Here is a 19935-nt window from a genome sequence, read left to right as displayed (position 1 = left end):
ATTTTAAGGTTAAGTTAGAAAGGGCGCACGGTGAATGCCTTGGCACTAGGAGCCGATGAAGGACGGGACTAACACCGAAATGCTTCGGGGAGCTGTAAGTAAGCATCGATCCGGAGATTTCCGAATGGGGAAACCCACTGTTCGTAATGGAGCAGTATCAATATCTGAATACATAGGGTATTGAAGGCAGACCCGGGGAACTGAAACATCTAAGTACCCGGAGGAAGAGAAAGCAAAAGCGATTTCCTGAGTAGCGGCGAGCGAAACGGAATAAGCCCAAACCAAGAGGCTTGCCTCTTGGGGTTGTAGGACACTCTATACGGAGTTACAAAGGAACGGAGTAGACGAAGCGATCTGGAAAGGTCCGTCGAAGAAGGTAACAACCCTGTAGTTGAAACTTCGTTCCCTCCAGAGTGGATCCTGAGTACGGCGGGACACGTGAAATCCCGTCGGAAGCTGGGAGGACCATCTCCCAAGGCTAAATACTCCCTAGTGACCGATAGTGAACCAGTACCGTGAGGGAAAGGTGAAAAGCACCCCGGAAGGGGAGTGAAAGAGATCCTGAAACCGTGTGCCTACAAGTAGTCAGAGCCCGTTAATGGGTGATGGCGTGCCTTTTGTAGAATGAACCGGCGAGTTACGATCCCGTGCAAGGTTAAGTTGAAGAGACGGAGCCGCAGCGAAAGCGAGTCTGAATAGGGCGAAATAGTACGTGGTCGTAGACCCGAAACCAAGTGATCTACCCATGTCCAGGGTGAAGTTCAGGTAACACTGAATGGAGGCCCGAACCCACGCACGTTGAAAAGTGCGGGGATGAGGTGTGGGTAGGGGTGAAATGCCAATCGAACTTGGAGATAGCTGGTTCTCTCCGAAATAGCTTTAGGGCTAGCCTCAAGTGAAGAGTCTTGGAGGTAGAGCACTGATTGGACTAGGGGCCCCCAACGGGTTACCGAATTCAGTCAAACTCCGAATGCCAAAGACTTATACTTGGGAGTCAGACTGCGAGTGATAAGATCCGTAGTCGAAAGGGAAACAGCCCAGACCACCAGCTAAGGTCCCAAAGTATACGTTAAGTGGAAAAGGATGTGGAGTTGCATAGACAACCAGGATGTTGGCTTAGAAGCAGCCACCATTTAAAGAGTGCGTAATAGCTCACTGGTCGAGTGACTCTGCGCCGAAAATGTACCGGGGCTAAACGTATCACCGAAGCTGTGGACTGTCCTTACGGACAGTGGTAGGAGAGCGTTCTAAGTGCAGCGAAGCTAGACCGAGAGGACTGGTGGAGCGCTTAGAAGTGAGAATGCCGGTATGAGTAGCGAAAGAGGGGTGAGAATCCCCTCCACCGAATGCCTAAGGTTTCCTGAGGAAGGCTCGTCCGCTCAGGGTAAGTCGGGACCTAAGCCGAGGCCGAAAGGCGTAGGCGATGGACAACAGGTTGAGATTCCTGTACCACCTCCTCACCATTTGAGCAATGGGGGGACGCAGAAGGATAGGGTAAGCGCACTGTTGGATATGTGCGTCCAAGCAGTTAGGCTGACAAGTAGGTAAATCCGCTTGTCATAAAGGCTGAGCTGTGATGGCGAGGGAAATATAGTACCGAAGTTCCTGATTCCACACTGCCAAGAAAAGCCTCTAGCGAGGTGAGAGGTGCCCGTACCGCAAACCGACACAGGTAGGCGAGGAGAGAATCCTAAGGTGAGCGAGAGAACTCTCGTTAAGGAACTCGGCAAAATGACCCCGTAACTTCGGGAGAAGGGGTGCTTTTTAGGGTGAATAGCCCTGAGAAGCCGCAGTGAAAAGGCCCAGGCGACTGTTTAGCAAAAACACAGGTCTCTGCGAAGCCGCAAGGCGAAGTATAGGGGCTGACACCTGCCCGGTGCTGGAAGGTTAAGAGGAGGGGTTATCCGTAAGGAGAAGCTCTGAATCGAAGCCCCAGTAAACGGCGGCCGTAACTATAACGGTCCTAAGGTAGCGAAATTCCTTGTCGGGTAAGTTCCGACCCGCACGAAAGGTGTAACGATCTGGGCACTGTCTCAACGAGAGACTCGGTGAAATTATAGTACCTGTGAAGATGCAGGTTACCCGCGACAGGACGGAAAGACCCCGTGGAGCTTTACTGTAGCCTGATATTGAATTTTGGTACAGCTTGTACAGGATAGGTAGGAGCCGTAGAAACCGGAGCGCTAGCTTCGGTGGAGGCGTCGGTGGGATACTACCCTGGCTGTATTGAAATTCTAACCTACGGAGCTAATCGCTTCGGGAGACAGTGTCAGGTGGGCAGTTTGACTGGGGCGGTCGCCTCCTAAAAAGTAACGGAGGCGCCCAAAGGTTCCCTCAGAATGGTTGGAAATCATTCGAAGAGTGCAAAGGCATAAGGGAGCTTGACTGCGAGACCTACAAGTCGAGCAGGGACGAAAGTCGGGCTTAGTGATCCGGTGGTTCCGCATGGAAGGGCCATCGCTCAACGGATAAAAGCTACCCCGGGGATAACAGGCTTATCTCCCCCAAGAGTCCACATCGACGGGGAGGTTTGGCACCTCGATGTCGGCTCATCGCATCCTGGGGCTGTAGTCGGTCCCAAGGGTTGGGCTGTTCGCCCATTAAAGCGGTACGCGAGCTGGGTTCAGAACGTCGTGAGACAGTTCGGTCCCTATCCGTCGTGGGCGTAGGAAATTTGAGAGGAGCTGTCCTTAGTACGAGAGGACCGGGATGGACACACCGCTGGTGTACCAGTTGTCCTGCCAAGGGCATAGCTGGGTAGCTATGTGTGGAAGGGATAAGTGCTGAAAGCATCTAAGCATGAAGCCCCCCTCAAGATGAGATTTCCCATAGCGTAAGCTAGTAAGATCCCTCGAAGATGACGAGGTTGATAGGTCTGAGGTGGAAGCGTGGTGACACGTGGAGCTGACAGATACTAATAGATCGAGGACTTAACCAAGTTAGAAATGCAGAGCAAGCTTTGTTCAATGAATGTCTATTATCTAGTTTTGAGGGAATAAAAACTTTAAAAAAAGTTAAATTTTCTCTTGATAAATCTCGATAAATTAGTATAATAAGATTTGTCGCTAATAAAATAAGCCTGGTGATGATGGCGAAGAGGTCACACCCGTTCCCATACCGAACACGGAAGTTAAGCTCTTCAGCGCCGATGGTAGTTGGGGGTTTCCCCCTGTGAGAGTAGGACATTGCCAGACTTATTATTCCACAGTAGCTCAGTGGTAGAGCTATCGGCTGTTAACCGATCGGTCGCAGGTTCGAATCCTGCCTGTGGAGCCATTTGGAGAGTTGTCCGAGTGGTCGAAGGAGCACGATTGGAAATCGTGTAGGCGGTTAACACTGTCTCAAGGGTTCAAATCCCTTACTCTCCGCCACTTGGTTTATATAACATAAACCTTTGCGAATGTCTATTGGCCCGTTGGTCAAGTGGTTAAGACACCGCCCTTTCACGGCGGTAACACGGGTTCGAATCCCGTACGGGTCACCACGGAGGATTAGCTCAGCTGGGAGAGCACTTGCCTTACAAGCAAGGGGTCGGCGGTTCGATCCCGTCATCCTCCACCATAAAAAACATTTATATTATCGCGGGGTGGAGCACGATCGAATTCTCTTCCTTGAGGTAGCAACAGCGTACCGATTGATAAGCAGTAAGAATATGCTTGAAGAAATCGGGATGGAGGCGCAAACAATGCGCATAGAAAAATTAATTAATTTCCCATTATCGCGGGGTGGAGCAGTCTGGTAGCTCGTCGGGCTCATAACCCGAAGGTCGCAGGTTCAAATCCTGTCCCCGCAACCAATGAATAAATGTGGTCCCGTGGTGTAGCGGTTAACATGCCTGCCTGTCACGCAGGAGATCGCGGGTTCGATTCCCGTCGGGACCGCCATTATTAAAAAAATTGGCTCGGTAGCTCAGTCGGTAGAGCAAAGGACTGAAAATCCTTGTGTCGGCGGTTCGATTCCGTCCCGAGCCACCATTTGTAATATATATGCTATACAAAAGAATTAAGCCGGTGTAGCTCAACTGGTAGAGCAACTGACTTGTAATCAGTAGGTTGGGGGTTCAAGTCCTCTCGCCGGCACCATCTTTTCAATGAGTTGGAGGGGTAGCGAAGTGGCTAAACGCGGCGGACTGTAAATCCGCTCCCTGAGGGTTCGGCGGTTCGAATCCGTCCCCCTCCACCATTTATAATTATAGGGGCATAGTTTAACGGTAGAACAGAGGTCTCCAAAACCTCCAGTGTGGGTTCGATTCCTACTGCCCCTGCCATTTATTTATTTATGGCGGCTGTGGCGAAGTGGTTAACGCATCGGATTGTGGCTCCGACATTCGTGGGTTCGATTCCCATCAGTCGCCCCATTTAAAATGAACATATTTTTAAATAATGCATATATTTTATAGTAGAAGGTTCTTTATTGGGCTATAGCCAAGCGGTAAGGCAACGGACTTTGACTCCGTCATGCGCTGGTTCGAATCCAGCTAGCCCAGCCATTTGCGGAAGTAGTTCAGTGGTAGAACACCACCTTGCCAAGGTGGGGGTCGCGGGTTCGAATCCCGTCTTCCGCTCCAAGTTTGGCGGCATAGCCAAGTGGTAAGGCAGAGGTCTGCAAAACCTTTATCACCGGTTCAAATCCGGTTGCCGCCTTTTTCACCCAGTCGCCGGGGTGGTGGAATTGGCAGACACACAGGACTTAAAATCCTGCGGTAGGTGACTACCGTGCCGGTTCAAGTCCGGCCCTCGGCACCATTTATTATTATAGTAGTATTTGCCGGTGTGGCGGAATTGGCAGACGCGCACGACTCAAAATCGTGTTCCTTCGGGAGTGTCGGTTCGACCCCGACCACCGGTATTGTAAAAGAACGTTGAAACGTTGATATAACGCACATTCAGACGATGACTCAAGCGGAGTACATCGTCTTTTTTATGTGTCACTGCGCACGATTTAGGCACTAAAAATCGTACGCAATCAATCGTACGCATAGGAGGCTTTATATGAGTAACGGTAGACGTTCTAATCATTTATCAACAAGCGATTTGGAAAGACTCAGAGGGTCGTTGCGTTCTGACTTCCTCGATTTCGATGACGCAGTGGAATTGTTTATTAAAGACGGTAAAATTCGTAACTTACGTGAACACACCATTAAATACTATTTAAACGAATTAACCACGTTTAAAAAGCTGTTAATCGAGCAGAAAATTACGACATATCCAGGCGAAATAACGCCCGATATTATTCGCGAAAATGTTATCCTATACTTACGCGATGTGAAACAGTTAAAAATCGTTAGTGTTAATACGAGGCTTCGCGCGATAAGGGCGTTCTTTAACTATCTGTATAAAGAGAATTACATACCGATGAACCCGATGAAAAACGTAAAACTCGTTCGTGATCGGAAAAACATTGTCGCTACATTTAGCGTGAAACAATTAAACGACATATTAAATCAACCGGACTTAAAAACGTTCACTGGCGTTAGAGATTACACGTTTATGTTGTTGTTAGTAGAGACGGGAATACGAGCGAATGAGTTGGCCGGTTTGACGATTACGGATATTCATTGGGACGAGTCGACCTTACTTATTCGCAACACTAAAGGATATAAACAACGAATGGTTCCGTTATCGGCGACTATGAAAGCGCAGTTAAAACTTTATTGCTCGATTAGAGGTACGGTAATAGAAAGTAACGGTCTTTTTCTAACGGTTGATAATACGCCTATTACAAAGCGTCAAGTTCAATCGAGAATAAGCCAATATGGTAAAGATGCGAAGGTAACGAACGTGAGGTGTAGCCCGCACACATTTCGCCATACCTTTGCGAAATTATGTGTAAAAAACGGTGCGGGTATTTTCGAACTACAGCAAATCCTCGGTCATACAACGATGGAAATGGTTAAGACTTACGTTAATTTATTTTCTGAGGACGTTAAGGACAAGCATCGGAATTTTTCGCCACTAAACAATTTGAAGAGGCGTGATTTTTAATGAGTTTAAAAGTGTGTGATAAAATGGAGATAAGAATTGTTTTATAAAATACTCTAAAGGGATGGTAAAATGGCGAGAAGTCAATTACTAACAGACATAGTTAATGGAAAAGAAAGCATTGAAAATATTCTTTTAAGACTTAAAGTTATACTGTCTGATCTCGATAACGAGCCAATCATGAACTGGGTTAACGGAGAACTACAAGGCTATAAAGGAAATATAACAGCTCCTATGTACAGAATACTTAAAGGACAACCTATTGGAACATACCTTGTCAATTATACAGCAAAATATTCTGAAGCACCTGTACCCCTGCATCACCTTTTATCAGGGGAGACAATAGATGAACTTGTTACGTTGAAAGTGACAGATAGTATTGCAGTAATCCAAGATATATTAAACGGTGAAAACCGAAATAATTACTCTAAAACTATCCCTACATCTCTGTGCCATAATATCTCTAGTGGCGAACTTCAAATTCTAGGAATGCGAATATCATTTGCTGCTAATCAACTAGGCGGAATAGTTTCTATGGTGAAATCTAAATTGGTTGATATAGTGATAGAATTAGAAAATCAATATAATGATTTGGATGCATTAGATATTAAATCACAGATAGAAGAAGATGATTCTAAAAAAGAACGAGTTGTCTACAATATTGAAAAGATAATCTACGAGGGATCGATCGAGATTGGGGATAAGAATAAGATTGGTAAAACTAGAATTGGGAATTTATTTGGTGGTGAGAAAAAATAAGTATTAAAATTGGACATAAAAACAAAATTAAACATTCAACTATAGGTCATCAATATAACTCATCTAATACAGAGAATAAAGAAGTCGGAAAAAGAAGTACATTCGCTCAAAGACATCCTGTTTTTGTTTCAATACTTGTGTCATTTTTAGTTGGATTTATTCTACTTTTTTCATTTTGGGAAAACGTAGTGAGTTGGTTAGAAAATTTTTTTACCTAAATGAAAGAAAAGCCTTAGAAAGATTTATTTCTAAGCTTTTTTATTTATCTACATACTCCAAAAATCGTCATAATCAACGTTATTATCAAACCTTCGTAAGAACCTTACTATTTTATTCGCAGTATTAAAAGTCGGCTTGTTGTCATCGCTCGAACACAATCGGCTAATCGTTCCTCGACTTAACTTCGTTCCTTTTTCAACTTCAATTTGCGCTATACCGTGGCGATCTAAATAGCGCCCTAGCTTCGATCTTTTCTTTCCTAAACCGAACCAACTCATACGATAACCTCCTATTAATAAATATATTTTGGCAACGCTTGTCTACCATTGTGACCAAAGTTTCAACTTTTTAAACGTTTGCACAAAAGATTGACATATTGGACAAACCGTCCTACATACGCTCTACCATACCGTTAAAATGTCCGAATGAATGTCGCTTACTCCGTCGAATCAACCGTCTTTTACTCCGTCGTTCCTACGGTCGTTTACACCGTCTACCTCCGACATTTATTCCGACATTTAAAGTCCCGTTATATCAACGATGAAACGCTGATATTACCGTCTTTTAACTCGAGACTATACTACGTATACACATACGGAAAGGTGGTGTCGCTATTGTTCGAATTAGTATCATCGATTGCTCTCGGAGCTGTCGCGCTAACATTCCGATATAAACACAACGGGGGCGGCAACGATAAAGCAAAAATCGAGCGTATTTTTGAGAACTGCGGTTTGACTGTCAAAGAAAACGGCGTCAAAAAGTCGATTCAACTATTGCACCGAACTCGTCACGATTGGGGCGTTGAGTATGCATATCGGATTCCCCTCGGACTATCATTCGCTGACTTTGAGCGTAAACGAGGTAATTTGCAAGACGGCTTAAATAATAAGCGATCGGTACTCGACGTTAATCTTGCCGACCTTAAAACGCTGCGCCCTAACCGGCAAATAATCGATCAAATACGCGAGCTAATTAACGCCAAGCAAAAGCAGCGCAAGGAAGTCGAGCTGTCTTATGACGGTGTACTCAAAATCAAGGTTTATAACGAGGCCCTTGCGGACTTTTATCGCTATGATAATTCAGTATTACAGCGCTGCAAAGGCTGGCAAATCCCTGTCGGCGTTACACGTGATTCATTCGTCAAGCATGACTTCGAAAAGATTCCGCATTTAGTGGTCGCAGGAACGACGCGCTATGGTAAATCGGTGTTTTTAAAAAACGTAACGACAACTCTAATCAGCCGAAAGTCTGCCGATGTTAAATTCACTTTGATCGATCTAAAGGGCGGGCTCACTTTTAATCGGTATAAAAATGCCAGGCAAGTCGTTACGGTAGCGAAAGACGTAGATGAGGCGTTGTTGACTTTGCGAGCAATACAGTCGGAAATGAATCTGCGAATGAGTGAGTTTTTGGCTGCGGGTTATGAGGACGTGAAGGAATCGAAGTTTAAGGAACGCCATTTCATCGTTATTGATGAAGCTGCGCAATTAGCTAGTAAAGGGGAAACGAATGCAGAAATCAAAAAGGCGAAGGTAGCTTAGGAATCAATAATCGCTGAAATAGCACGAATTGGGGGCGGGCTAGGTTATCGGATTATTTTCGCTACTCAATATCCGACTGCGGACACTTTGCCTCGCCAAGTGAAGCAAAACTGCGATGCGAAACTGTGCTTTAAACTTCAAACGGATGTTGCCAGCCACGTTGTTTTAGACGAAGCAGGGGCGGAAGAATTACCGTTAATCAAGGGGCGGGCAATTTACCTTACTGACCGAAAACAAATCGTTCAATCGCCGTTTATTTCAAACGATTACATTGACGAAGTTATACAGCCACATATCGTAATTAAGGCGCGGGAGGTGAAGGCGAGTGCAAACGCTAAAACGGCACCAGCGCGAGGAAGCCATACTCTTATCGTTGAAAAAACTCGATTATCTTAATCGGTCGCAGTTGCAAATACTGCATAACCTCGGCAGCGATCGCAATGCCTCACGAGTATTAAAGGGTATGGACGATTACTTGTCGTATTTTCGTGAAGGTGAAAACGTGTATTATCTCAATAAAGTCGGTCGCGAAGCGGTGGATTGCGATAAAGTCAGAAAACGAACGCTGCAAACTCAACATTACATTATGCGCAATTATCTCTATATCGCTCACGGTTGCCCGTCATCGTGGCAGAACGAAATGAGCCTCGAAGTAAAGGGCGTTGTGAAGGTAATAGCCGACGCCCTGTTCGTTAAAGATCGGCGCTACTATATTATTGAGGTCGATCATACGCAAAAGATGCTAGAAAACAAATCGAAGGTAGAGCGGTATAGGAAGCTGATCGAGGCGGGAGTGTTTGAGCGTAAGCCAGTTTTTCGGTGGATTACAACGACTGAATATCGCCGTAAAAAGTTAACGAAGCTATGCGAAGGATTTGACGCAATGGTGTTTACGATAAATGAATTTCAATAACGAAAAGGAGGCGGACGGATTGTTATTTGAACGCAAAGTGAAAACGGTGGGGTCGGTTAGCGAGTTTATCAGCGGAGAATGGCGACTGAAAGACGAGATAAAACGGTTCAATAAAAAAGCGAAAGCCCACGGAGTTAAAGTTGCGCTTATTACTATCGGAGGTGGACTGGCGATCAACTTTATGTCCGTGGGAGCTACGAATCTAGTTTATGCGGAAGGGCCTGTCGAATATGTTAAGGGTGCTGCGAAAGAGAAAATAGTTGCAGCGTTCATGCCGTTGGTCGATATGATACAAGCGCTAAGTTATCCGATTGCAATGGTAATGCTGACGAGTGGGGCGATATTATTTATGATTAATCGCAAAGATAAAGGTATCGACTTGATTCAGAACGCTTCGGTCGGGTATATTCTCGTTCAATTAATGCCGTTGTTAATGCGGTTGTTGGTCGGGATAGGTGATACGGTGGGATAATTTCGCTAGATGAACAACCCTATGAATTTCTTTGACCACATTGCAACAATCTACAAATCTTGTAGAAAAATAAGGAATATTGTAGTAATGTATTCTTGTAATGTTTAATTTTACTAAAATACTAACGAAACGTAGGAGGATTTATTGCATGAAATCAACGAAGAAATTTCTAGGGTTTTTGATTTTTTCTTTATTTGCATTAGTGTTGCCGTTAGTTGCGACTCCAAATGTAGCAAGTGCAGAGGTAGGGGATCAGTTTATTGATGCTCCTGAAGAAGGTTGGAAAAGGTATGATAATGTAAATGGTAACTTGACACTTGAAGGATCGTTTCAAATAGGTTCTAATTCGGGCCGATATATGGATACATTCTTTGGTTCATCTGAAATAGGGGATAAAGTTAAATTTGGCTTTAAGGGAACAAAGATTAGACTAATAGGTAATTTGTTTCAAGGTGAGCCTGGGTCTAGATTAATAAAAATTAAAATAGATGATCAAACTTATACATATTCTCAGTATATTCCGGATTTAAATGGATTTGAAAATAGTCAATATGTGATGTTTGAAAAACTGGATTTAGAAGATAAAAACCATTTGGTAGAAATCATCTTAGAGAATGAAAATACTGGCTTAAGTGTAGACGCTATAGATATAGATGAAGATGGTGAGTTATTACCTTTTGTAGAAGAGGGTTGGAAAAGGTATGATGATGTTAACTCAAATTTAACCCTTGAAGGATTTGTAGGTGGGTTTACAGATTTTATGTATTCTTACAATGAAACATTAACTAGTAGCCTAGAGAAGGGTTCTAAAATTAAGTTTAACTTTAAGGGATCAAAAATTAGACTGCGAAGTATAAAAACTGCAGCAACATCAAATTCAACAATCAAAATAGATGATCAAACTTATACATTTTCACAGCACAGTCGTTCTTGGTCATTTGAGACATTTTTTGAAAAGCTAGATTTGGAAAATAAAGAACATAGTGTTGAAATTACTTTAGAAGAAGATAATTATCTTTCTCTTGACGCAATCGACATAGACGAAGACGGAGAACTATTACCATACAACGAAAATATTGAACCTGAAGAACCTGGCGATACGAATACTTTTAACTTAGTAGCAACTCCTGGCGATTATGAAGTTATCCTTACGTGGGATGATATTAGAGGTGATGAATACGATTATTTTATAGTTAGTAGATCAACAACACCAGGAGGACCTTATGAACAAATCGATAACTATGTTCGTGATGTAACTTTTATTGATAGCGATGTGGAAAATGGAGTTACTTATTATTACGAAGTAGAGGCAATCATAAAGAGTAATATATTATTTATTACTTCCAACGAAGCATCAGCAACTCCTGAAGCTTCGCAAGTAGATGAAGGTGGCCATGCAATCCTAACAATCACATTGAATACAGGTTTGGTAAAAGAATACGATGTAACAATGACAACAGTTGAAGAGTTTATTAGTTGGTATGAGAATAGAGCTAATGGTGAAGGTTCAGCAACCTTTGCAATTGATACAACGGATGAAACAGGTGAATTTGTAAGAAGTACCGATTACATCATTTTTGATTCAGTGTTACTGTTTGAAGTCGACGAGTACTAAAATTCACGTAAGTTTCTACATTTATAGAAATATAATCTTGTAATGTTTAATTTTACTAACATAATAACAAAATGTAGGAGGATTTATTGCATGAAATCGACAAAGAAATTTCTAGGGTTTATGATTTTTTCTTTATTCGCATTAGTGGTGCCGTTAGTTGCGGCTCCAAATGTAGCAAGTGCAGAGGTAGGGGATCAGTTTGTTGATGCTCCTGAAGAAGGTTGGACTAGGTATGATGATCGATCGGATATTCTATCATTTGAGAATGAATGGACTTTCTTTACAGATGAGACCAATCTTTATTATTCTGACGATAGCTATGCTATTACAAAAATTGATGGTGCTAAAGTTAAGTTTAACTTTACAGGCTCAAATATTAGATTAATAGGGCCATTTAATTTTGGAGGAACACAAAATTCTACCATAAAGATTGATGATCAAATATATCCTCTATTACAACAACATGACTCAATTCCGAATGCTCATTTTCAAAGTGTATATTTTGAACAACTTGGATTAGATGATAAGGAACACTCTGTAGAAATAACTTATGCAGGTGACGGTACTCAATTTATTTTCGATGCGATCGACATAGCCCAAAACGGAGAACTTTTACCATATAATGAAAATATTGAACCCGAAGAACCTGGCGATACAAATACTTTTAACTTAGTAGCAACTCCTGAGGATTGGAAAATATCCCTTACATGGGATGAAGTAGAGGGAGCTAGTCAATATGCAGTTCTAAGGTCAACCACATCAGGGGGACCTTATGAAGAAGTTGGCAATATTTTTAATGATTCCACGGAGACGTATTATTTAGATAGTACAGTTGAATATGAAGAAACATATTATTATGTAATAAGAGCAACAGGACTAACTATTGAAGATGTTTTTTCTAATGAGGTATCTACTACGCCTGATGCTGTACGTGAGGGTCCTATTCTTGTAGCAACACCAGGAGATTCTGAAATTATTCTTACATGGGATGAAGTAGAGTTTGCTAATGGCTATGCTCTTTATAAATCAACAACACAAGGAGAGGGGTATGAACTAGTTTCTGTTGATAATCCCTCTGAAAACTTTTATACAGATATAAATGTTGATAATGGAGTAACTTACTATTATTATGTATCCGCGTATGGAAAGCATATAAATAATATACAATCAAACGAAGCATCAGCAACTCCTGAATCTTCACAGGTGGTTGAAGATGGTAGTGCAATCCTAACTATCACATTGGATACTGGTTTGGTAAAAGAATACGATGTAACAATGACAACAGTTGAAGAGTTTATTAGTTGGTACGAGAATAGAGCAAATGGTGAAGGTCCATCTACATTTGCGATCGATACAACGGATGAAACCGGTGAATTTGTAAGAAGTACCGATTACATCATTTTTGATTCAGTGTTAATGTTTGAAGTCGACGAGTACTAAAACTCTCGTAAGTAACTACAATTAAATATAAAATTCTTTTTATCCCGTCAGCCCTCCGTAGGGTTGGCGTTTTTTTGTACGTTATATATTCTCGTACAGTTGTCGCCGTTGTTCGATGTCGGGACGATGGTGGCGTGATTATATTCATTGTAATAAAATGGTGGTGAGGAGGGGGAAAATGGAAGAGAAAAAACACGACTACAAAGTAATATTAATCGGTCTATCTTTACTATTTTCAATAACAGGAATATTACTAGCTTATTATAGTAGTAATTTAGGAATGTCGGCTGCCGAATCGTGGCTTATCGGTAAGGGTTCATTTAACTCGGAAGAATATTATAATATTCAGCAAGGGTATATGAATTCAATATTGACTATCGGAGGAATATTATTAGGCGCGGGACTTGCGGGTCTATTATCGTTTGTTGTATTACAATATAAAAAATCTATGTGAAATCCGTCAACCCAACGAAAGGGTCGGCGGATTCTTTTATTTTATTTATAGAATTATATTCCTTGGATAATTAAAGTGTTGTTGATAAATATTACTAATGTATTCTCGGGGCGATTCAGCGTCCTTAAATCGAGAAGTCTTTCAAGTAGGAGAAAACACTCGATAAGGTATGCGCATTCGTGCATGAAACTCTACTCACAAAAACCGAGTAGACATCAACATAGTTAATCGTCGATGTGCAATAGCGCATAAAACATAGGAGATCTACGACAAAGGGAATCCTTTGGTATATCTTTACATCAATTAATATCAAGTTTTTATGAAAATGTACTTCACTAAATAAATATTGATTTGCTGGGTTTTGTTGGGGTTTCTATAGTTACTATATTGGATGTGAAGTTCCCTATCGGCGCGACTTGCCTTTTCACCGGTAACGTTTCTATAGTTTCTATATTGGATGTGAAGAGGTATAATTTTTCATGTATTAACATCTCTGTTATGTTTATATAGTTACTATGTATGGTGTGAAGTATTGAAGAGTTGCAAATATATGGTGAGCTACTAACGTTTATATAGTTACAATGTAAGATGTGAAGCGTTCTAACATAGGAGGGTCATCATTTGTAATGAGGTTTATATAGTTACAATGTATGATGTGAAATCATATAACGATACAAGTTATGATCCTGATGGACATCCGTTTATATAGTTACTATGTCTATGTAAGGTGTGAAGTGTAAATCAGTTTTCAAGTCAAAGCCAAGTATGAGTCTATGTAGTTACTATGTAAGATGTGAAGACAATATGATAACATCGTTCGATAAATTTCCATAACGTTTTCATACTTACTAAGGAGTGAAACATATAGGAACTAAAGTAATGCGTTATCAGATAATAAAACCAATGTGTTGCGATTGGAATACTTTCGGTTCTGTATTACGATCACTACAACGTGAAACTAGAGAGACTCTAAATAAGACTATTCAACTATGTTGGGAATATCAAGGGTTCAGTGCCGATTATAAAGCAATCCATAATGAGTATCCGAAAACAAAAGATATTTTGAATTACTCAAGTATGCATGGATTCGCATATGACAATCTTAAACATAAAGTACAGGTTATCAACAAAGGGAATTTCGCTCAAACTATAAAAAGAGGAACAGATAAATGGAAGTCCGATTTGAAGGAAATTCTGCGAGGAAATAAATCTATTCCTACATTCAAAAAAGATTGTCCTATCGATATTGTGAAAAGCTCGATAAAGGTAAGGAAAGAAGGAAATCAATATATCATCACTTTTTCTCTTATAGGAAATGAGTACAAAAAACAGTTAGATAGAAAAAATGGGTCATTCGAATTATTGGTGAAAGTTGCTGATAATTCACAAAAAACGATAATAAATCGTGTAATAGATGGAAGTTATAAATTAAGTGCATCTCAAATTGTATTTAAGAAAAATAAGTGGTATTTTATTTTAAGTTATCAGTTTGAAAAAATAGAAACTAGACTACCTAAAGATAATATCATGGGCGTTGATCTTGGTATTGTTAACCCCGTCTATATGGCATTTAACTCTTCCTTAGAACGTTATCATATGAAAGGCGGAGAAATAGAAAGGTTTAGGAATCAAGTAGAAAAACGCAAAAAAGAACTGCTTAATCAGGGTAAGTATTCCGGGGAAGGAAGAAAAGGTCACGGTAGAAAAACTCGTACTAAACCCGTTAATAATATTAATAATAAAATTGCAAGGTTTAGAGACACTTGTAATCATAAATATTCCAGGTATGTTGTTGATATGGCGAAAAAGCACCGTTGTGGCGTCATTCAAATGGAGGATTTATCGTTCGTTGATTCTGAAAGCATCTTTCTGAGAAATTGGTCGTACTACGATCTGCAAGAAAAAATCGAAAATAAGGCGGTAGAAGAAGGTATCGAAGTTGTATACATAAATCCCGATTATACTTCTCAGCGGTGTAGTAAGTGCGGAAAGATCGATAAACAAAATCGCCCAAATCAGAGCACATTCGAATGTCAATCGTGTAATTTCAAGACAAACGCAGATTTTAACGCTGCAAGAAATATATCAACGAAGAATATAGACGTTATTATAGCAAACGAATTAAAATCTTCATCTTAACGTTACGATGTCCGCCAACTCGGCGGATTTTTTTTCGTTCTTTATGTGATTTCGGCCGATCAACGTACCTATATAAATGAGTACTCGAAAAAAGTTTGAGTAAAAGTGCCCGAGATGGATTTCTCGCGGGTATTATTATACGAAGAGTTAACTCAAGTGGAATAAAATGGCTTTTTAGGGAGGTTGTAATGTGGGGGTAGATATTGAGAATGCGCAGTTATTGTTAGATTCAGGGTATTCCAAAAATAAAACAGCGAAGTTATTAGAAGTGCATCATATGACAATTTCACGTTTAGTTGAAAAGGGAGTTCTAGAAGTATATGAACCGAACTGTGAACAAAAAGACGATCAGCATCTATACCAAAACTTTGAATGGTTGTGGGAAGAAGATAAGCTAGAGGAAATGTGTTACAAAGCTTTCGATGATGATTATGTACTATTAAATGATTTGCTAGAAGATAATTTTTATTCGGTTGGTAAGTACGTAAAAGAAAAATATGGGACTATCTATAAATATCTTATTATTAAAGGCTTTTATAGGTTACGAGATTCAATTTATAAAAATTGTTCAAAATGCAATAAGTCTAAGAAAATAAAAGATTTTTCAAAAAGAAGATGGTCTTTACCGTTTGGTTTAGAGTCTCAATGTAAAGGTTGTGTACAAAAGAGATTTAAAAAATACTATAACGAGAATGAGGAATATCGAGAAAACTGTAAAGCGTCAGGTAGAAAATGGAGACAAGAAAATCAAGAGCGTTTTCGAGAATCTGTATATATTGCATACCACAAGAGGAGAGCGATAGAAAAAAAGTTACCAGCAGACTTTAATATAAATGATTATAGAGAGCTATACAAAGTATTTAAAGGTTGCGGACTAACTGGGAGTCAAGATTTGCACTTAGGCCATGTAATCCCCTTATCAACTGGAAGAGTTGGAACTTTAAAAGGGAACATGATGTTATTAAAATCAGAATTAAATCTATCTAAAAATAATCAAAACATTTTTGAGTGGTTCAAAACGAATAGGCAACGTTTTGAATTAACACAAGAAAAATTTGACGCTGTTATCGAGTACTTAGCGCAACAAAACGAAATGACACCGATAGAATATCGTAATTATGTTTATTGGTGCCATGATAATCCTCGTACTATAGAAGAGTTAAAGGAGCTGATTAACTGATGAACACTATATCAATTTCACACGCAACCAAAATCGGTCTACTGGCTGAACTAGGCTCCGAAAGATGGCAAACGCTATGCCTACTTGCTGCATACGCGAAGGAGGACGGAACAACTAGAGTCACGCAGGAACACATCGCCGACATTTTAAAAATGCGTCGTGAATCCGTTTGTAGGAGAATTAAAGCTTTATGCGACTTTCATTGGAAAGGTGAGCCGATCGTTTATAAAGAGAAGATGCGCCATATTCGTACAAGCCGGTTCGAACAATGCTATTACGCAATTAACCTGGAGGTGTTGACGTAAATAATGGCGGACAATAAGCTAATTTCCATCGAATCGCAGTCCGAGTATAACTTAACTTCCGGCAAATCCGAAACAAGAATTTTCGTCAAAATGTACGTCGATGCAGTCCGATCGGGGCTAATTGGCGATATGGGAACGAAGAACTGGACGACACTTTGCGTCATAGCTTCGTTTATGAATGAAAAAGGTGAGTGTTATCCGAAGCAGAGTTCGATTGCAAATGGACTCGGCGTTAGTAGACAGACAGCGAATAAGTATATTCAGAAATTGCTAGACTACCGATGGGAAGGGAGGCCGGTTGTAATAGCGAAAAAAGGAAGGGCGAAAGGAGGAACGTTTGACAACACAAGATATACAGTTTTACCGGTTAGTAGGCTTGAAATATCTAACCATGTAAACAACGACTGACAACGTAACGACTGACATAGCGATTGTTGACACTAAGAAGAACCAACGTATAACAAGAACGATTATTAAGAAGATAAAAGATAGCGCCAAGTTCGTTCGTACCTCACTACCTTGTCGCGGTGTCTATTAAACAAATATAAAATTAGCGCTAAAGTACTCAGCGATAAGAGGTACCTAAGAGAATAAAAGAAACGGAGGTAAGCGTATGAACTTATATATAGCGATAATTAACGGTTTAATAATTGCATTAGCTTTATCACTTGCGATAAGTATTACGATAATAGACGCATTAGCCGTATTAGTATTCGGTGTTATACACGCGTTATTACTAATAAAACTGCTTATTGTAGAACGGTGGCTCAAGCGCTCGAGTGGATTGTCGATCAACGAATACGCGAGAGTGGGGCTACTACTATAACGGAATTGCTCGGTGAAATCCAATTATTTCAGCGTGAGATTAGAGCGTTATTCACTGTTGAATGTAATTAGTCTCGGAGAGGTTAGAACGTTAAATAAGACGGTAATTATAAGGAAAGCGAGGGCAATACGGTGAGAGTTTTCGAAAAAGTAACGCTAATTACCGAAGAGTTGACGCAAGTAACTTGTAATTGCTGCGGCAAACAAACCGATGTTAAGCCAGGTGACGTGGGCGTGACGTGACGAAGGCTACAAGCTGACTATTGCGCATCAAATGACGAATGAGTGGACGGAAGTTAAGGCGCTATATGACGGGCATTCGATGGTGAAAATACAACATGGGAAACGGAGGGTAATAAAGTGAATTACGACTTCACAGGCGATTACAAATCGAAGTTTACGCAGTATGTTAACAAAATGTATGAGCAAGTAACGGCAGACAGATCGAAGCTCATAGAAGAAATTGACGAATTAATAGAGAGGAATATGTTACAGCGACAGGACAAACACCTGATAGCGTACAGTTAGAACGGTTAGGGACGTTGATTCTACGTGAGGAGCTGACGAACAAACATCCGGACAAGATGACGCGTGAGGAATATCCGATAATGAGTGACGAGCAGTTGGCACGCAGGCAGGTAAACACGTTAAAAATGGGAGGTTTCCGAAAGGTGAGGTCGCAATTGGAGCGCTATCTACTCATGGAACTGACGGGGAAAACTACCGGCTTCCAACGAGGGCAAAACGAACGAAAGATGAATATATTCATCAAGATAAAGCGAAGTCTAAGAAAGCGGAGATAAGGCGAAAATATAACGAGTTTACTAGAGTTCAGCATATCGTTAAGTATATAAGATAAAAGTTAAAGTAACCTATTCTAAACTATTATTAAAGTTATGATAGGTTACTTTAACTAATTTACACTGGAGTTTCTTCCTTTTTTTGGGTATAGGTAACGAACTGTTATAATCAGGTATTGCGCTCTTGATTTCTTCTGGAGGAAAATTTTTAGCAGAAGAAGCCATTTGTTTAGCTACTTGAGGGTTTCTGCGACACCAAATAATTGTTTTTGTAGTAAGTGAAGAAAACCATTTTCTTTTTGTAAGTATATCGAGTTGTGTTTTCAGTGCCTCAACTTCCTTCTGTAATCTAGCAATCTCTTCATCATAATCTTGAGTGGCATTATTTACTTTTTCTACTTTTTGTGACATTTCAAATAGGATTTGCTCTAGCTTTGTTTTGTATTCTGCTGCTTCTTCTTTTGTGAAGTATGTATCAAACTCGGTGCGCTCATTAAAAAACTTTTCTAATATTTTTTTCTGTGCATGAATATCACGTGAGTTTTGAGTTACTTGCCTTGCTATAGGTGTATCAAAAATTTCTTCAACTAAATAATGAACCCATTTTTTTATATTTATTAAAAGGTCAATATTTTGAATTTCAATAGATCCGGAGTTTTTGTAAAACGATGATGGACTGTACTTAACTGTTACATGAGTATTAGTACTAAGCTCAACAGAAAAATTATACTCACTTTCATAACTATATTGTAATATGAACTGATTGTTTTTTTCTATTGGTGTAAAATCTTCGGCATTTAACCTCCATTCGCTAGATTCCTCAATGATTTTAAAAATTTTATTTTTCATAGAACTGTTGAACATAAGAACCTCCTGTGAATTTTATCTATAATTTACATTATATTATAAAAATTTACAATAAATAAAAAAATGTATGATTTTATCCATTATTAACTCAATTAGTTATCTTTACTTAGTGAGGATGAAGAAATCTATTAGAATAAAAAAACCAAAAAGGAGGCGATCAACATGGCGCAAACAAAGCGCGAAGTTGGCGAGTTAACAGTAAAGTTAAACGTTGAGGTGTCGGATGCTATTATCGGTTTAAAGGCCATTAAACGTGAGGCGAGGAAAGCAATGCAGGTACTTCGGGAGTTGGAAACCAACGTGCCACCTCATATTAATAAATATGGAGAGCCTAGTTGTGATTAGAAGCGTGGTTTAAGGGCGGATCGTTAAATCGATGGGCTTTTTATATTGTATAAAACAGTACATATTCAAGTTTTTTATAT

Annotated in this window: 16 protein-coding genes, 16 tRNA genes and 2 rRNA genes; 32 read left to right on the top strand and 2 right to left on the bottom strand. The window is 40.3% G+C overall.

Features of this window, described 5'->3' with window-relative positions:
- Positions 1-7 precede the first annotated feature (7 nt).
- From V1503_RS06300 to V1503_RS06205, 20 genes are all read left to right on the top strand, one after another.
- A 23S ribosomal RNA gene (locus tag V1503_RS06300) occupies positions 8-2938 on the top strand.
- A gap of 140 nt (positions 2939-3078) precedes the next feature.
- Positions 3079-3194, top strand: a 5S ribosomal RNA gene (gene rrf, locus V1503_RS06295).
- A 7-nt stretch (positions 3195-3201) separates the two neighbouring features.
- Positions 3202-3276, top strand: a tRNA-Asn gene (locus tag V1503_RS06290).
- A 3-nt stretch (positions 3277-3279) separates the two neighbouring features.
- Positions 3280-3371 (top strand) — tRNA-Ser (locus V1503_RS06285).
- A gap of 38 nt (positions 3372-3409) precedes the next feature.
- Positions 3410-3484: transfer RNA gene (locus V1503_RS06280), tRNA-Glu, on the top strand.
- A 1-nt stretch (position 3485) separates the two neighbouring features.
- Positions 3486-3561 (top strand) — tRNA-Val (locus tag V1503_RS06275).
- A gap of 158 nt (positions 3562-3719) precedes the next feature.
- A tRNA-Met gene (locus V1503_RS06270) sits at positions 3720-3796 on the top strand.
- 12 nt (positions 3797-3808) lie between these two features.
- A tRNA-Asp gene (locus tag V1503_RS06265) sits at positions 3809-3884 on the top strand.
- Between the two features lie 14 nt (positions 3885-3898).
- A tRNA-Phe gene (locus tag V1503_RS06260) sits at positions 3899-3974 on the top strand.
- Positions 3975-4006: 32 nt separating this feature from the next.
- A tRNA-Thr gene (locus V1503_RS06255) sits at positions 4007-4082 on the top strand.
- A 15-nt stretch (positions 4083-4097) separates the two neighbouring features.
- A tRNA-Tyr gene (locus V1503_RS06250) sits at positions 4098-4182 on the top strand.
- Between the two features lie 11 nt (positions 4183-4193).
- A tRNA-Trp gene (locus V1503_RS06245) sits at positions 4194-4267 on the top strand.
- A 14-nt stretch (positions 4268-4281) separates the two neighbouring features.
- Positions 4282-4357: transfer RNA gene (locus tag V1503_RS06240), tRNA-His, on the top strand.
- Positions 4358-4414: 57 nt separating this feature from the next.
- Positions 4415-4489, top strand: a tRNA-Gln gene (locus V1503_RS06235).
- A gap of 3 nt (positions 4490-4492) precedes the next feature.
- A tRNA-Gly gene (locus V1503_RS06230) sits at positions 4493-4567 on the top strand.
- Between the two features lie 5 nt (positions 4568-4572).
- Positions 4573-4643: transfer RNA gene (locus V1503_RS06225), tRNA-Cys, on the top strand.
- 13 nt (positions 4644-4656) lie between these two features.
- Positions 4657-4745 (top strand) — tRNA-Leu (locus tag V1503_RS06220).
- A gap of 21 nt (positions 4746-4766) precedes the next feature.
- Positions 4767-4848: transfer RNA gene (locus tag V1503_RS06215), tRNA-Leu, on the top strand.
- Between the two features lie 143 nt (positions 4849-4991).
- The gene (locus tag V1503_RS06210; protein ID WP_410625635.1) at positions 4992-5984 is read left to right on the top strand and encodes a tyrosine-type recombinase/integrase; all 993 of its coding nucleotides are present in this window, start codon (positions 4992-4994) and stop codon (positions 5982-5984) included.
- 69 nt (positions 5985-6053) lie between these two features.
- Positions 6054-6740 (top strand): AbiTii domain-containing protein, encoded by a 687-nt coding sequence (locus V1503_RS06205; RefSeq protein ID WP_410625633.1) that lies wholly within the window; start codon positions 6054-6056, stop codon positions 6738-6740.
- Between the two features lie 266 nt (positions 6741-7006).
- On the opposite strand, the gene V1503_RS06200 is transcribed toward V1503_RS06205, so the two are convergent.
- Positions 7007-7237, bottom strand: coding sequence for a helix-turn-helix domain-containing protein (locus V1503_RS06200; RefSeq protein WP_410625631.1), 231 nt, complete (start codon positions 7235-7237; stop codon positions 7007-7009).
- Positions 7238-7573: 336 nt separating this feature from the next.
- Here V1503_RS06200 and V1503_RS06195 point away from each other — a divergent pair, with 336 nt between their 5' ends.
- From V1503_RS06195 to V1503_RS06145, 11 genes are all read left to right on the top strand, one after another.
- Positions 7574-8500 (top strand): FtsK/SpoIIIE domain-containing protein, encoded by a 927-nt coding sequence (locus tag V1503_RS06195; RefSeq protein WP_410625629.1) that lies wholly within the window; start codon positions 7574-7576, stop codon positions 8498-8500.
- A 325-nt stretch (positions 8501-8825) separates the two neighbouring features.
- Positions 8826-9413, top strand: a complete 588-nt coding sequence (locus V1503_RS06190; RefSeq protein WP_410625627.1) for a replication-relaxation family protein — start codon at positions 8826-8828, stop codon at positions 9411-9413.
- Between the two features lie 19 nt (positions 9414-9432).
- Positions 9433-9885 (top strand): hypothetical protein, encoded by a 453-nt coding sequence (locus tag V1503_RS06185; protein ID WP_410625625.1) that lies wholly within the window; start codon positions 9433-9435, stop codon positions 9883-9885.
- A 148-nt stretch (positions 9886-10033) separates the two neighbouring features.
- Entirely contained in the window at positions 10034-11500 is a 1467-nt protein-coding gene (locus tag V1503_RS06180; protein ID WP_410625623.1) for a hypothetical protein, read from the top strand.
- Between the two features lie 90 nt (positions 11501-11590).
- The gene (locus V1503_RS06175) at positions 11591-12940 is read left to right on the top strand and encodes a fibronectin type III domain-containing protein (protein ID WP_410625621.1); all 1350 of its coding nucleotides are present in this window, start codon (positions 11591-11593) and stop codon (positions 12938-12940) included.
- Positions 12941-13118: 178 nt separating this feature from the next.
- Positions 13119-13394, top strand: a complete 276-nt coding sequence (locus tag V1503_RS06170; protein ID WP_410625619.1) for a hypothetical protein — start codon at positions 13119-13121, stop codon at positions 13392-13394.
- Between the two features lie 879 nt (positions 13395-14273).
- Positions 14274-15533 carry an RNA-guided endonuclease TnpB family protein gene (locus V1503_RS06165; protein WP_410625617.1) on the top strand — a complete coding sequence of 420 codons (1260 nt, stop codon included), beginning with the start codon at positions 14274-14276 and terminating at the stop codon, positions 15531-15533.
- A 190-nt stretch (positions 15534-15723) separates the two neighbouring features.
- Positions 15724-16713 carry a hypothetical protein gene (locus V1503_RS06160; protein WP_410625615.1) on the top strand — a complete coding sequence of 330 codons (990 nt, stop codon included), beginning with the start codon at positions 15724-15726 and terminating at the stop codon, positions 16711-16713.
- A gap of 434 nt (positions 16714-17147) precedes the next feature.
- Positions 17148-17426, top strand: coding sequence for a helix-turn-helix domain-containing protein (locus V1503_RS06155; RefSeq protein WP_410625613.1), 279 nt, complete (start codon positions 17148-17150; stop codon positions 17424-17426).
- Between the two features lie 205 nt (positions 17427-17631).
- Entirely contained in the window at positions 17632-17844 is a 213-nt protein-coding gene (locus tag V1503_RS06150) for a hypothetical protein (protein WP_410625611.1), read from the top strand.
- A gap of 359 nt (positions 17845-18203) precedes the next feature.
- A complete protein-coding gene (locus V1503_RS06145; RefSeq protein WP_410625609.1) occupies positions 18204-18371 on the top strand; it encodes a hypothetical protein in 168 nt (55 codons plus the stop codon).
- A gap of 344 nt (positions 18372-18715) precedes the next feature.
- On the opposite strand, the gene V1503_RS06140 is transcribed toward V1503_RS06145, so the two are convergent.
- Entirely contained in the window at positions 18716-19492 is a 777-nt protein-coding gene (locus V1503_RS06140; protein ID WP_410625607.1) for a hypothetical protein, read from the bottom strand.
- A 180-nt stretch (positions 19493-19672) separates the two neighbouring features.
- On the opposite strand from V1503_RS06140, the gene V1503_RS06135 reads away from it, so the two are divergent.
- Positions 19673-19855, top strand: coding sequence for a hypothetical protein (locus V1503_RS06135; protein WP_410625605.1), 183 nt, complete (start codon positions 19673-19675; stop codon positions 19853-19855).
- Positions 19856-19935 lie beyond the last annotated feature (80 nt).

Origin of the sequence: Nanhaiella sioensis, from assembly GCF_046557775.1 — a bacterium.
Taxonomy (GTDB): Bacteria; Bacillota; Bacilli; order Bacillales; family SM2101; genus Nanhaiella; species Nanhaiella sioensis.
Note: the sequence above shows the minus strand (reverse complement) of the source record. Positions and strands in the feature narration are given on the sequence as shown.